Source organism: Streptomyces albospinus, assembly GCF_014648695.1.
GTDB lineage: Bacteria > Actinomycetota > Actinomycetes > Streptomycetales > Streptomycetaceae > Streptomyces > Streptomyces albospinus.
The window spans coordinates 43,562-55,512 of sequence record NZ_BMRP01000045.1; the positions used below are offsets into that span (position 1 = coordinate 43,562).

An 11,951-nucleotide genomic window follows, 5' to 3' on the forward strand; every position below is an offset into this window, starting at 1 on the left:
CAGTTCCGATTCGGATCGGTCAGCCGATCGCGAGCTGTCCGCCGCGTGCCTCGAGAACCGCGCCGGTGATGTTGCTGGTGCGGGAGGAGGCAAGGAACAGAACCGCTTCCGCGATTTCTTCAGGGTCTGCGACCCGCCCCAGTACGGTGGTTCGCCCGAACACCTGGAAGGGTTCACTTCCCATCTCCTCCGTCCCGGGGGTAGAGACAGGGCCCGGGGCCACGGCGTTCACGCGGACGCCCTGAGCGCCGAACCGTACCTTCGGGTTCGGCGGGCAGGCGTCGGGAGGGACACGCACCAACGGGCCGGACGCAGCTGCCCCGCGCAGCCCACCGACACCAGGGCATGCACAGGATCAGCAACACCACCAGCAGTCGACACCGGCCACAAGGGGCAGCACTCGGCGCAGGTTTCCACCTGCACGCACATGCCACCCCACCACGGTGGTTCCAGCCGATCCCGGACCCTGAGTCCGGTTCAGGATCGCTCAGCTGATGAGAGACGCTCAAGACCACCTGCACGCCGGGTCCTTGTACTTCCGTTCCTCGGGGAACGGCGCACGCACGTACTTGACCCACTGGGGTGCACGCGGCGGGGACCGGAAACGGAGCATCGGGCACCGCGCCGGTCCCCGACCCTACTCAGAGGTGTGCGCGTCCGTGGCCAAAAAGAGCCCCAAACCTCAGCGACTGAATGAATAGCAAAAGTAGGCAGGGCTAACCTTGCCTTGCTGGATCTGGGGGCTCTGCGGAACACGATCAAGGAGTGAACACGGGACACCTCAGTGGAAAGGTCGCACTGGTCACCGGCAGCAGCCGGGGCATCGGGCGAGGCATCGCAGAACGCCTGGCCCGGGACGGCGCTCTGGTAGCCGTGCACTACGGCAGTAACGAGGCGGCGGCCAAGGAGACCGCCGCGACCATCACCGAGGCCGGTGGCCGGGCGTTCATCGTGGGCGCAGAACTGGGCGTTCCCGACGACGTGGACACGCTCATGGCCGGACTGGAGGCCGGACTGCGCGCACATGGGGAAGCGACGATCGACATCCTGGTTCACAACGCGGGGCTCAACCTCATGGGGCGACCGATCGAGGTTCTCACCCCTGAGGAGTTCGACCAGATGGTCGCGGTCAACATCAAGGCACCGCTCTTCCTCACCCAGCGGCTGCTGCCACGACTGCGCGATGGTGGCCGGATCATCAACATCTCATCCGTCTCCACCCGTATCGCCTCCGCCCACGGCATCGGATATCCGCTCACCAAGGGTGCACTCGAAGTGTTCGGCCACAGCCTGGCCAAGCACCTCGGCCCCCGCGGAATTACCGTGAATTCCGTCGTCGTCGGATTCACCCGCACCGACATGACCGCCGGAGTGCTGGCCGACCCGGCGAATCTGGAGCGCAACATCAGCCTGACCGCCCTCGGCCGGATCGGCCAGGTCCCGGACATCGCCGACGCGGTCGCCTTCCTGGCCTCCGACGACGCTCGCTGGATCACCGGCACCAAGATCGACGTCACCGGCGGCGTCAACCTGTAGCAACCTCAACGCGAAGGTCACGTGCGGGTGTTCGTGAAACCGGGCCTTGATGACGGCGTCGAGCTCGGCGATCTCCTCTTCGAGGGCCGTCACCCCTTTCGCGCCGCGGGCGATCTTCGAGGCGGCCAGCTTCTCTCCAGGCAATGCGGTGTGCTGAGCCTGGGCAGCCGCGACGGCGGTTTGTGACTCGTAAGGCCCCATACACGGGCACGCCCAAAGGAGGGTCCGTACGGTCATGTGATGCGATCGATCTGGAAGGGCACCATCGCCTTCGGAATGGTCGCCCGCCCTGCGGACCTGTACGCCGCCACCGAGGAGCATGAGCCGGGCCTGCATCTTCTCCATGCCGCGGACAGAATTTCTCTGCGGTTGAGAAGTGCCGCGAACTGGGTTGGTGCAGCTCAGAGTTGGTGTGGTCGAGCCGTAGCGAGTGCATCAGGTGTGATGCTATCCGCTGGATCGGGTCAGGTTGGTGACTCTCGTTTGCAGCGGAGGATCGGGTAGCCGGCCTTCTGGCCTGGGGTGCTGCTGCGGCGTCGGCCTGAGCATTTACCTGGTCCCCCGCGAACTGTAGTTACTCCTCGCTGCCTGGACCGGCGCCTGCCCCACCTGTCACCGCAAGACGTCAGACCTCATATCAACCTGGCCAAGCGCTACTGGTCGGCCGCCTGGGTGAGGCCTGCGCGTAGTTCGTCGACGAGCGCGGGCAAGTCGGCGAGGGTGTCGCTGATGCCGTAGATGTAGAAGTCGGGTCGGATGATGGCCACCGTGCGGTCGGTGCCCTGTAGGACGTTGTCGAGGTCGCCGACCGTGACATGACCCGCCTGCGCGTCCTTGGGCACGAGCTGCTCGGACGGGACCATGCGGATCAGACGGGTGCCGATGGAGGACAGGAAAGCGCGCTGGTCAGCAGAGAGATGAGGGCCGGGGTCGGCTGTGACCAAGATGTGGAAGCCGGTTCCGACGATCTCGTCCAGCAGTCCGGTCCGGCCGTCCGGTGCGCGCACCCACCCCTGTCGGGCGACGTGTCCGGCCGGGGGTACGGGCTGCCCGTCCGGGGCGCTGTGCAGCAGGCCGGGCCCGAGGGTGGCCGGGGGGAGGGGAGGAAGGGCGAACTCGGGGCGGCCCTCGGCTTCGAGCATGGCCTGGTCGCGGGCGGCAGCGGCCTCGGGGTCGGTGACGCAGATGACCTTGCCGAGTTCGATGGACGTGCCGATGGCGTGCTGGACGTGCGCACAGCGCTCGCTGGTGTACGTGTCCAGCAGACTGGAGGACGCGGTTCCGCGCAGGACGAGGTCGAGTTTCCAGGCGAGGTTCGCCGCGTCCCGCATTCCGGAGCACATGCCCTGCCCGGCGAACGGAGGCATCTGATGGGCGGCGTCTCCGGCCAGCAGCAGACGTCCGTCGCGCCAGCGGTCGGCCCAGCGGCCTTGAAAGGTGTAGACGGTGTGGCGTTCGAGGGTGGTGTTGTCAGGGGTCAGGTTCCACGGTTTCAGCAGGCGCCATGCGGTCTCGCGCCGGTTGAGGTCGTCGAGCGTCTCCCCGGGCATACGCATGAATTCCCAGCGGCGCCGCCCGGGTCCTCCGGAGACGAGTGTGGTGGGCCGGGCTGGATCACAGATCTGAAGATTGATCTGGGGCCAGGGCTCGTGCGGGATGACGTCCACGATCAGCCAGTCGTAGAAGAACCCCAGATCGGTCACGGAGGTTTGCAGGTGCTCGCGCACGAAGCTGTTGGCACCGTCGCAGCCGATGATGTAGGCCGCGCTCAGACTGTAGTGCTGCTGGGCGGGGTCGCGAACGGTGACCTCGGCACGGTCGCCGAGATCGACCAGTTCGACCGCCTCGTGGCCTCGGCACACCTGTGTTGAGCGCAGCCCACGAACCCGGCCATCCAGAGCCTGCTCCAGATGAGGCTGGTGGAACCTGCTCACCTGGGGCCAGCCGGACGCCCCGATCCGCCGGCGGTTGTAGTACAGCAGGGTCTGGCCTGCGGCGTTGCGCCACTCGTAGTCGGGCGCGGGTTCGCTGAAGTAGGGGAACTGCCGGGCGAGTCCGGCAGCGGCGAGGACCCGCGCGATCTCGTCGTCGAAGCTCACGGCCCGGGGCCGCTTGTACGCTTCCGGCCAGCGCTCAACGACACCCACCCGCCAGCCACGTCCGCCGAGCAACAACGCCATGAGCTGCCCCACCGGACCGTAACCGACAATCACGACATCGAAATCGGGAGCGTTCTTCTTCCCCACCGAGGAGCCGGGATCGGCATCACGTCGTGTTACAGCGGACATCACATGCTCCGGATCAAGCAGAACGCAGCTGTAGTTTCGGCAGGAGGAGGAGGCGAAGCGAAGAGCCGGTCGCGCAGCTGCGGACAGGGTGCCTCAGTCCGCTGACTTGGCGATGATCCGGCCCATCTCGTCCTTGTCGAAAGCCCGCAGTGTTGTGCTGCGGATGTTGCCTGCGGAAGCGGTGGCCAGGATCGCGGCCGTGGCGGTCTCCTCGTCGGGTGCCTCGATGACGCCCACCAGGTCGTAGGGGCCCACGGTCCAGTAAAGGTTCACGAGCTTCGCCCCAAGTCTCTCCAGCCCTGCGGCGAAGGCATCCGCTCTCTCAGCAGTGTCCTTGTACCTACGGATCCCCTGGTCCGTCCAGTTCAACAGCGAGATGTAGGTCGGCATGCCCGTTTCACCTCCCGAGAGGAGAACACGCCAAACCATTGTAAATCTGCCTAATGTCGACCGCGCGCGGGCGGGACCATACCTTCACGGACTCAGAGCCTGCCTGCCTGACCTGCGTCAGCACCCTGTGGTCAGTCGACCCGGTACTCCTCCGAATCCCATCCGGCGTCCCGGTCATCGTCCTCGCTCAGCTCGGGGTTCAGGTCGCCGTCATCACGGGGGAGTTGTCGCGCGGTTTTCCATTCATCCGCTCCCCGGCCGGGCGCAGCGGCACACACTTGTGGTCCGACCCATCGGCCGCGCACGAGTTCGTGCTGTGGCCGCTGGATACCATGACGACCGGGTGACCCTCCACCCATGAGAGCCACTCCCGAGGGACCGACCGCGGCAACCGCCCGGCCCGGCCGACTGCCGCACAGGCGCGGGGAGAAGGCTCAACCTACGTGGCAACACCACTTGGAAGGGACCAGTTTCTCGCCGCGCTGAAACACGCCGGCCTCGGCGTGGTCGAGGTTGGGAACTGGCGCACCCACAACCGCAACGTTCACGGCAACTGGGGCCCCGTGAACGGGGTCGTGATCCACCACACCGGCCCTTACAGCGCCGAGTCCGACATGGTCGAGCTGTGCCGCGTCGGCCACCAGGACCTTCCAGGCCCCTGTGCCACGGCGCAATCGACCGATCCGGGACGACCCACCTGGTCGGCTGAGGCCGGACCAACCACGTCGGCATGGGCGAGAAGGGCGTCCTCACCAGGGCCTCATCGAGGACCTGTACGAGGGCCCTTACTTCGGCGGAAGCTGATCGGGCCCGGATCGCCGACCTGTGCGCGTCATCGCCCGCCCCGCCCAGCCGTACGACTGCCACTCGTCGGCCTGCGCCCTCGCCTGCTGAACCACGTACGGCACACCAAGGGCGCCGGAATCTCGCCGGCATTCTCCGGAGAAACGGGCCTCCAGCCCGAAGGACTCCAGCCCGAAGGACTCCAGCCGAGATCAGAGCCCACCGGGCGGGCCGCCAACCGCCTCTCACCGAGCCTCGGTTGGGCCGCCCCCTGGCCCAGGCGGCGAAAGACCTTGCGGACAGTCGACTCGCCGATCAGGATCTCTCCCTGTCGGCGTGCGCAGTCACCGCACCTGCCGGCGGGCGGAGGTCGTGGATCCCATGAACTGGACCGTGCGGCGTCGGCTGGCCGTGCGGCCCAGGGTCGCCATCGCGCGGTTGAGGCGGCCGGAGACGACGCTCGGCGGTGGTGTCCGGCGGTCGAGCGTCCGCAGCGCCGTGGCAACGACATCCTGGGGTGACTGGCGCTTGCTGCCGCCGTCCGCTGCATCCGTGCCGATGACGTCGAAGAACTCGGTGCTGGTCGCACCGGGCGACAGCGCGAGCACGCGCAGCCCGGTCCCGCGGGATTCGTGCCACAGGGCTTCGGTGAAGCTCAGCACGAACGCCTTGGCCGCCGCGTAGACGGCCATGTTCGGGATGGGGAAGTACGCGGCCATGCTTGCGACGTTGACCAGCACTCCGGTGCCGGCGGTCCGCAGCGGCTCGATGAATGCCCGGCTGATGTCGACGACGGCCGCGATGTCGACGCTGATCTCCTGGCCGAGCCGCTGCGGGTCCTCGGTGTGGAACGGGCCGAAGGTACCGAATCCGGCGTTGTTCACGACACTGGTCACCTCCAGGCCACGGCGCGCCACCTCTCCGGCGAGGGTCTGCCCCGCGGCGGGCAGGCTCAGGTCGAGCGGGATGACGGCGGCCCGTGCGCCGTGAGTCGCGGCGAGTTCGGCGGCCAGCGTCTCCAGCCGTTCCGCGCGGCGGGCAACGAGGATGACGTTCGATCCGCGAGCGGCCATCTGCCGGGCGAACTCGGCGCCGATGCCGGCGCTGGCGCCGGTGATGAGGGTGGTCTGGCCGTGGTAGTCGACGGTGCTCATGGGTTGCTCCCGGGAAGCGGTGGACACTCTCGGCGGTGGCACTGCATTGGCACTGTACGCTGAATCTGTCACACAGTGCCAGACTGGTACTGAGTGCGAACCGCGATAGGCTACGGAGTCATGGACCTTCGTGCGGGCAATCCGGCAGGGCTGCGGGAGCGCACCCGACGAGCTGTCCAGGCCGAGATCGTCGCCACCGCGATGCGGCTGTTCCTTGAGCGTGGATTCGAGGCCACCACCATGGAGCAGATCGCGAGCGAGATCGGCATGTCGCGACGCTCACTGTTCCGCTACTTCGGAACCAAGGAGGACATCGTGCTCGGCGACCACGCCGAGCACGGCGAGGCCCTGCGCGCCGCGCTGGAAGCCCGTCCAGCCGGCGAAACGCCCTGGGAAGCGCTCCGGGCGGCTCTCAAGGCGCTCTTCGACTCGCTCCCCTACTCACCGGAGGATTTCCTCAAGATCACCAGCATGCTGCACGCCTCGCCGTCCCTCCGGGCGCGCCAGCTGGAGAAGCGCCAGAAATGGACGGATCTCCTCGTCCCGGACATCGTGCGACGGCTGGGGGCGACCACGGACCCGATGACCGCGGTGCGGGCCCGCGCGCTCGCCGCCTGCGCCCTGGCCTGCTCGGAGACCGCAACGGATGCCTGGGTGCGCAGCGGCGGCACGATCGACATGGAGCGGGCCTTCGACGAGGCCGTCGCCGCAGTCCGCGGCTGAGGTGGCCGTCCGACTCAGTCGCGGTAGGCAGCCGTCGCGATCTGGACGAACGGCCCGATCAGCGGGTTCGTGGCGCCCTCATTTGCCGGGACCACCACGCGGTCCGGCGTCGCGTCCGTCGGCGAGAGCGGGGTGGGAACGATGGGGCGAGGCGTGCGCCCGGGCTGAGGACACTGCCGCGGTGGACCGGCTGCCCACCACCGAACCGGCCTGGAAGGACGAGGGCGTGCGGCGGCTCGTGGCGATCGTTCTGACCGCGCTCGCCACCCAGGCCATGAAGGATCCGCTGGACACCGGGCAGCCGGTGTGGCACCTCAACCAGGGCGCGGGGCACGTACGGCAGCTGGCAGCCCGGCCGGTCGGCCCGGACCTCGCAGCGGCGACGGACATTGACCCGGCCTCCGTGAGCCTGCCCGCCGAGGGCATGGCCGCCTGGGTGTGGCTGACCAAGACATGGCCCGAGGAGGGCACTTGGGACGGCATGCCCCGCGGTCTGGCCCCGGCGGTCGAGGTCCTCACCCGCGCCGCGCTCGCCGCTCTCACGCGCAAGGGCGGCGGCTACGAACGGGGCACCGTGGACACTGATGATGCTCTTTGAAAATGGCTCTGACCGGAGTTCCGTGAATCCTCAGCCGGACTCCGGCGCGCCGGTTGGGGACGCCTGCCCTGTCGGCCGGACGGGCGGGATACGGCGATAGGTCTCGGCCAACGCTGTGTTCGCGACCACGACGACGGCCATGCCTACCGCGGCAACGGGATGCCCGACTCCATACACGGCCGCTGCACCACCGCCCAGCACCACCGCCTTGACGACGAGCATGAGCGGCAGCCGCGATCGCAACCGCGCCTTCGGGGCCGCGAACAACGACCACAGCACCATCGCCAGCAGGGGCGTTCCTACGCCGAGCAGGATACGAACAACCTCATCGTGGCCAACGGTGAATCCCCACCAACCCTATGCCGCCCCATCGGCAGGGGCGATCGCCGCGTAACGGTTGTGCGGTGCCGTCGCGACAATCGTGGGGCGGCGGTCCCGTGATAGCGGCCGTCGCGCCGATCGTGGCCGTATCCGGTCACTCGACTGTTGTCGCAGCGCCGACGGCTCGTCGGGCTCCAGTTGCGCCCTGGCGGTGCGCACCGCAGGCTGCACCCATGGACCGCACCCCGGGAGCCAGTGTGCTGCCCATCCTCGTGACGGGCGCGGCGGGCAGCGTGGGCGCCGTCGGACGATCCGTGGTCGCAGGCCTTCGGCAACGGGGCCTGCCCGTCCGGGCCTTGGTGCGTCGCGAAGACGAGCGGGCGGAGGCGCTGCGCGCGACGGGCGCCGAGGTCGTCGTCGGTGACCTGACGCGCGCGGGCGACATCGCCGACGCCCTGGCCGGTTGTGAACGTATGTACTTCGGCATGGGCGTGTCGGCGCAGTATCTGGAGGCTGCCGTGACGACGGTGGCCGTCGCGCGCGCCTACGGTCGCCTGGAAGCGTTCGTGAACATGTCGCAGCTGACTGTCTCCGAGATGGACCTCACCAGCACCTCCGAGTCTGTGCAGCAGCGGCAGCAGTGGCTGGTGGAGCAGGTCCTCAGCTGGTCAGGCCTCCCCATCGTCCAGATCAGGCCCACCGTGTTCATGGAGAACCCGCTGTTCCGTGTCGGCTTCTCCTCGATCGCGAAGTACGGAAGCATCAGACTGCCCTTCGGCCGGGCGAAAACCTCCCCTGTGGCGGCCGGGGACGTCGCCGCGGTCGTGGAGGAGATCCTGGCCGATCCTGCCCCGCACATCGGCAGGATCCATGAGCTGACCGGCCCGCGCTCGGAGGACGTCGCCGCCATGGCGGCGGAGGTCTCCGCAGCTCTGGGACGACCGGTCAGTTACACCGAAGTCCCCCTGAAGGAATGGATCGACGACGATCTCAGGCCGTTGGGGCTGCCGGACCACGTCTTCCAGCACATCTCCACCATGGCTCGCCTTCACGCGGAGAATCGCTACGACCGCAAGGCGCAAGGCGTCGAGCAGGTCATCGGGCGACCTCCTTCGGGGGTGGCCGATTACGTCCGTGAGAACCCCAGCCTGTTCAGCCCCTGAAGCCGCGACCTCGTCGTGGGTTGTCCAGCGTGTTGCGGGCTGACCATGGGAGGCGCCGGCCGACCATCGTGCGCGGGTCCGGCCACCACGCGGGCACCGGATTGATTTCCCTCGCCGAAGCCGCCCCGGAAAGGCCCCGGCCTCGTTTCGCAGTGCACTCAGCGGAGAGCAACCGGGGCTGCAGGACGTCGGCTGATGCCTGGGCCAAGACCCACACAGACCAGCGCGCAGGAGGAGAGGCATGAACCGTCGTGTGGTCTACACGCGCGGCGGGTTGCCCGCCGACGTCCTGACCGTCATCGAGGAGCCGGAGCCGGCAGCGCCCGAGCGCGGCCAGGTCCTCATCCGCACCGTGGCCTTCACGGTGCATCCCGGTGATCTCCAGGCCATCGAGGCCTACCCGGGGAAGGCTGCACAGCCGGTTCCGGCTGGCCTGGAGGCCACCGGCGTGGTGGAGGCGATCGGCCCGGGAGCGGCCGTGGCGCCGGGTGTCGAGGTCGGTGGCCGCGTAACGGTCTTCCCCCAGCCGGGGGCGTGGTCCCAATGGATCGTGGCGGACGCCGAGGCGGTCGTCGCCGTACCGGACGAGTTGCCGGACGAGGTCGCCGCGCAGATGCTGGCGAACCCGCTCACCGCGCTGATGCTGCGCCGTGAGGCGCAGCATCACGTGGCCTTCGGATATGACGGTCTTCTGGTGCAGACCGCCGCGGGCTCGTCGGTCGGGCGGCTGGTGACGGGCGTGTGCCAGTCTCACAACCTGGCGCTCGTCAACGTCGTCCGCAGCGACCGCGGCGCCAGCGATCTGCGCAGGCGGTTCTCCGACGTGCCGGTCGTGTCGACAGCACATCCGGGCTGGGCCGACGAGGTCCGCAAGGCAGCCGGCGGCCGTCCGGTGAGTGTGGCCTTCGACCCGATCGGCGGGAACCTGGCGGAAGGCCTTCTGGACCTGTTGACGCCGGGCGGGAAACTGGTCAGTTACGGGTTGATCGCCGAGGAGCCGATCTCGGTGCACGCGTCGACGCTGCTGAACAAGTCGCTGACGCTGCGGGGCAAGAACGTCGGCCGGTGGCTGTCCGAGGCCTCCGCCGAGAGGCGGGCATCCGACGTCGCCACCGCGAAGCAGATCGCGCTGGGGCTCAAGGACCAGTTCGACGTGGCCGCCACGTACGGTCTCGGCGAACTGGCCGACGCCGTGGAGCACGCGGTACGGCCCGGCAAGGTCGGCCTCGTTCTCGTCCGCCCCTGACAGCCGCCGGAAGGCCTGACGGCACACGGGTTCGGTGACCGTCAGCGGATGCCGATGCGCAGAAGGTCCACGAACTGCCGTGGTCCGCACCGTCGGCACGGTCCTCAGCAGAGGCCGCCGCACCCCCCTCGCCCAGGCAGGGCCCCGCGATTCCGATGCCCGGCTGATGGCCCACGCCGCCAGCGGTTGCACGCTCTTCCCGCTCCCGGCACGCTGACCGCCATACGCATCGCGACGGAAAGTACCCGGCCATGAGTGAGGAACTCCTCGATCTCGCAATCGCCACCGCCGGTGGTCAGGCACTCTGGGGCACCCTGCGCGGCCTGAAAGTCGACATCTCCATCGGTGGCCCCATCTGGGCGAGGAAGGGCTGGCCTCCAGAGAAGACGTTCGACCAGATCCTGACGCTCGACACGGTCAGAGAGCACATCGTGTTCAGCCCGTTCACCCGTCCCGACCAGCGGATGGTCTTCGACGCCGCCGCCGACAGCGTCACCATGCAGACCCTCGACGGCGAACCGGTCGAGACCCTCGTCCCCGCACGCGCCAGCTTCAAGGGAATGCTGCGCAACAGCACCTGGGACGCTCTACACCTCGGCTACTTCCTGGGCTATGCGTGCTGGAACTACTTCACCACCCCGTTCCTCTTCACCCATCCGGACGTGCGGGTCCGCGAGATCGAACCATGGCGCGAAGCCGGGCAGACCTGGCGACGCCTGCAGGTGCACTTCCCACCCGGGATCGCCTCGCACAACCCCGACCAAGTGTTCTACTTCGACGCCCTCGGAATGCAACGCGGCATGGACTACATCGCCGAAGTCAACGGCAGCACCCTGGTGGGCCACTACACCAGCCGCTACCAGAGCTTCGACGGGCTGCTCGTGGCCACGCGCCGACGAGTCTTCCGCCGCAACCCCGACAACAGCGTCAACCTCAACCTCCCGTCCATCACGCTCGACATCCACGATGTCGAGATCGTCCACTCTGACGACGAACAGGCACAGTCATGACCACGGACACCGCCGTTATCGACCACCCCGCCCGGCGGCTGGTGGTGGCGCTTCCCCGTCCCTACGACGCAGCGCGCGAGCACTACGAAGCCCTCGTCCCCGAGATCGATCTCCACCGCTTCTTCCAGATGGCCTCCTGGCAGGCCACGCTCGAACTCGCCGAGATCAACGCCCCGCACGGGTTCATGCGCTACTACCGCAGCGACATCACCGCCGTCATGGCCGGCTCGCCGTCCTCCTGGAAGGCCACGCAGTACCTGATGGGCAACCACACCATCGCCGAACGCATGTTCCGCCACGACCCGTCGGTCATGCTGCACGCACCACTGCGGACCCTGCTCTACGCGGACCCCGACGGCGACACCAAACTCGCCGTCGACCAGCCCAGCCTCCTGTTCGCCAGCTACGACAACCCGCACATCGCCGACGTCGGCCGCGAACTCGACACCCTCCTCGCCCAGTTGATCGCCCTCCTCGGCGGCGATGCACCTCCCCACCTGTGACTCCGCCCCGACTACTGCGCGCGCTTGGGTGTCCTGCACCGAGAGGACCCCTACGGTCCGGTGCGCTGGTTCGACACCGCACCGTGCTACGTCTTCCACACCCTCAACGCCCACGAGGACGCCGACGAACAGCGCTCGACCTCGTACGCGATCCGCTACGACCACCTCGGCGAGGGCCTAGTAGGGCTTGGTCAGGTTGATTGCAGTGCGGCGTGTCTTTTGGCTTCGGCATGCGT

12 protein-coding genes and 2 pseudogenes are annotated in these 11,951 nt (G+C 68.2%); 9 read left to right on the plus strand and 5 right to left on the minus strand.

Going from position 1 to position 11,951, the window contains the following annotated elements; all coding sequences use genetic code 11:
- Nucleotides 1-19 precede the first annotated feature (19 nt).
- Nucleotides 20-298: an SDR family oxidoreductase gene (locus IEZ17_RS34775; RefSeq protein ID WP_308427744.1), complete on the minus strand. Its 279-nt coding sequence runs from the start codon at nucleotides 296-298 to the stop codon at nucleotides 20-22.
- 467 nt (nucleotides 299-765) lie between these two features.
- On the opposite strand from IEZ17_RS34775, the gene IEZ17_RS34780 reads away from it, so the two are divergent.
- Nucleotides 766-1,536, plus strand: a complete 771-nt coding sequence (locus IEZ17_RS34780) for an SDR family oxidoreductase (RefSeq protein WP_189307279.1) — start codon at nucleotides 766-768, stop codon at nucleotides 1,534-1,536.
- Between the two features lie 27 nt (nucleotides 1,537-1,563).
- Nucleotides 1,564-1,722, plus strand: a complete 159-nt coding sequence (locus IEZ17_RS34785) for a hypothetical protein (protein ID WP_189307281.1) — start codon at nucleotides 1,564-1,566, stop codon at nucleotides 1,720-1,722.
- Between the two features lie 467 nt (nucleotides 1,723-2,189).
- Here the strand turns inward: IEZ17_RS34785 and mhpA are convergent, their stop codons facing one another.
- The 3 genes from mhpA to IEZ17_RS34800 all read right to left on the minus strand — a co-directional run bounded on the left by mhpA (nucleotide 2,190) and on the right by IEZ17_RS34800 (nucleotide 6,151).
- Nucleotides 2,190-3,824: a bifunctional 3-(3-hydroxy-phenyl)propionate/3-hydroxycinnamic acid hydroxylase MhpA gene (mhpA, locus tag IEZ17_RS34790; RefSeq protein WP_189307283.1), complete on the minus strand. Its 1,635-nt coding sequence runs from the start codon at nucleotides 3,822-3,824 to the stop codon at nucleotides 2,190-2,192.
- 93 nt (nucleotides 3,825-3,917) lie between these two features.
- Nucleotides 3,918-4,214 (minus strand): GYD domain-containing protein, encoded by a 297-nt coding sequence (locus IEZ17_RS34795; RefSeq protein ID WP_189307285.1) that lies wholly within the window; start codon nucleotides 4,212-4,214, stop codon nucleotides 3,918-3,920.
- A 1,127-nt stretch (nucleotides 4,215-5,341) separates the two neighbouring features.
- Nucleotides 5,342-6,151 carry an SDR family NAD(P)-dependent oxidoreductase gene (locus IEZ17_RS34800; protein ID WP_189307287.1) on the minus strand — a complete coding sequence of 270 codons (810 nt, stop codon included), beginning with the start codon at nucleotides 6,149-6,151 and terminating at the stop codon, nucleotides 5,342-5,344.
- Between the two features lie 120 nt (nucleotides 6,152-6,271).
- Between IEZ17_RS34800 and IEZ17_RS34805 the strand changes: the two genes are divergently transcribed.
- Nucleotides 6,272-6,874 (plus strand): TetR/AcrR family transcriptional regulator, encoded by a 603-nt coding sequence (locus IEZ17_RS34805; protein ID WP_189307289.1) that lies wholly within the window; start codon nucleotides 6,272-6,274, stop codon nucleotides 6,872-6,874.
- A gap of 181 nt (nucleotides 6,875-7,055) precedes the next feature.
- Entirely contained in the window at nucleotides 7,056-7,472 is a 417-nt protein-coding gene (locus IEZ17_RS34810; RefSeq protein WP_189307291.1) for a hypothetical protein, read from the plus strand.
- A 30-nt stretch (nucleotides 7,473-7,502) separates the two neighbouring features.
- On the opposite strand, the pseudogene IEZ17_RS34815 reads toward IEZ17_RS34810, so the two are convergent.
- A pseudogene (locus IEZ17_RS34815) lies at nucleotides 7,503-7,817 on the minus strand (YrdB family protein); the annotation flags it as partial.
- Between the two features lie 209 nt (nucleotides 7,818-8,026).
- On the opposite strand from IEZ17_RS34815, the gene IEZ17_RS34820 reads away from it, so the two are divergent.
- The 5 genes and pseudogenes from IEZ17_RS34820 to IEZ17_RS44290 all read left to right on the plus strand — a co-directional run.
- Nucleotides 8,027-8,956, plus strand: coding sequence for an NmrA family NAD(P)-binding protein (locus IEZ17_RS34820; protein WP_189307293.1), 930 nt, complete (start codon nucleotides 8,027-8,029; stop codon nucleotides 8,954-8,956).
- 241 nt (nucleotides 8,957-9,197) lie between these two features.
- Entirely contained in the window at nucleotides 9,198-10,202 is a 1,005-nt protein-coding gene (locus IEZ17_RS34825) for a zinc-binding dehydrogenase (RefSeq protein ID WP_189307295.1), read from the plus strand.
- A 251-nt stretch (nucleotides 10,203-10,453) separates the two neighbouring features.
- Nucleotides 10,454-11,212, plus strand: a complete 759-nt coding sequence (locus IEZ17_RS34830; protein ID WP_189307297.1) for a hypothetical protein — start codon at nucleotides 10,454-10,456, stop codon at nucleotides 11,210-11,212.
- Entirely contained in the window at nucleotides 11,209-11,715 is a 507-nt protein-coding gene (locus IEZ17_RS34835) for a DUF302 domain-containing protein (protein WP_229852933.1), read from the plus strand. Before IEZ17_RS34830 ends, IEZ17_RS34835 begins: the two co-directional genes overlap by 4 nt.
- Before the next feature lie 24 nt (nucleotides 11,716-11,739).
- Nucleotides 11,740-11,951 (plus strand): annotated as a pseudogene (locus IEZ17_RS44290) (carotenoid oxygenase family protein); the annotation flags it as partial.

Coding starts and splice junctions, on each gene's coding strand:
- IEZ17_RS34835 (WP_229852933.1), top strand. CDS start 11,209: ATGACCACGGACACCGCCGTTATCGACCACCCCGCCCGGCGGCTGGTG.
- IEZ17_RS34825 (WP_189307295.1), top strand. CDS start 9,198: ATGAACCGTCGTGTGGTCTACACGCGCGGCGGGTTGCCCGCCGACGTC.
- IEZ17_RS34800 (WP_189307287.1), bottom strand. CDS start 6,151: ATGAGCACCGTCGACTACCACGGCCAGACCACCCTCATCACCGGCGCC.
- IEZ17_RS34820 (WP_189307293.1), top strand. CDS start 8,027: ATGGACCGCACCCCGGGAGCCAGTGTGCTGCCCATCCTCGTGACGGGC.
- IEZ17_RS34795 (WP_189307285.1), bottom strand. CDS start 4,214: ATGCCGACCTACATCTCGCTGTTGAACTGGACGGACCAGGGGATCCGT.
- IEZ17_RS34805 (WP_189307289.1), top strand. CDS start 6,272: ATGGACCTTCGTGCGGGCAATCCGGCAGGGCTGCGGGAGCGCACCCGA.
- mhpA (WP_189307283.1), bottom strand. CDS start 3,824: ATGTCCGCTGTAACACGACGTGATGCCGATCCCGGCTCCTCGGTGGGG.
- IEZ17_RS34830 (WP_189307297.1), top strand. CDS start 10,454: ATGAGTGAGGAACTCCTCGATCTCGCAATCGCCACCGCCGGTGGTCAG.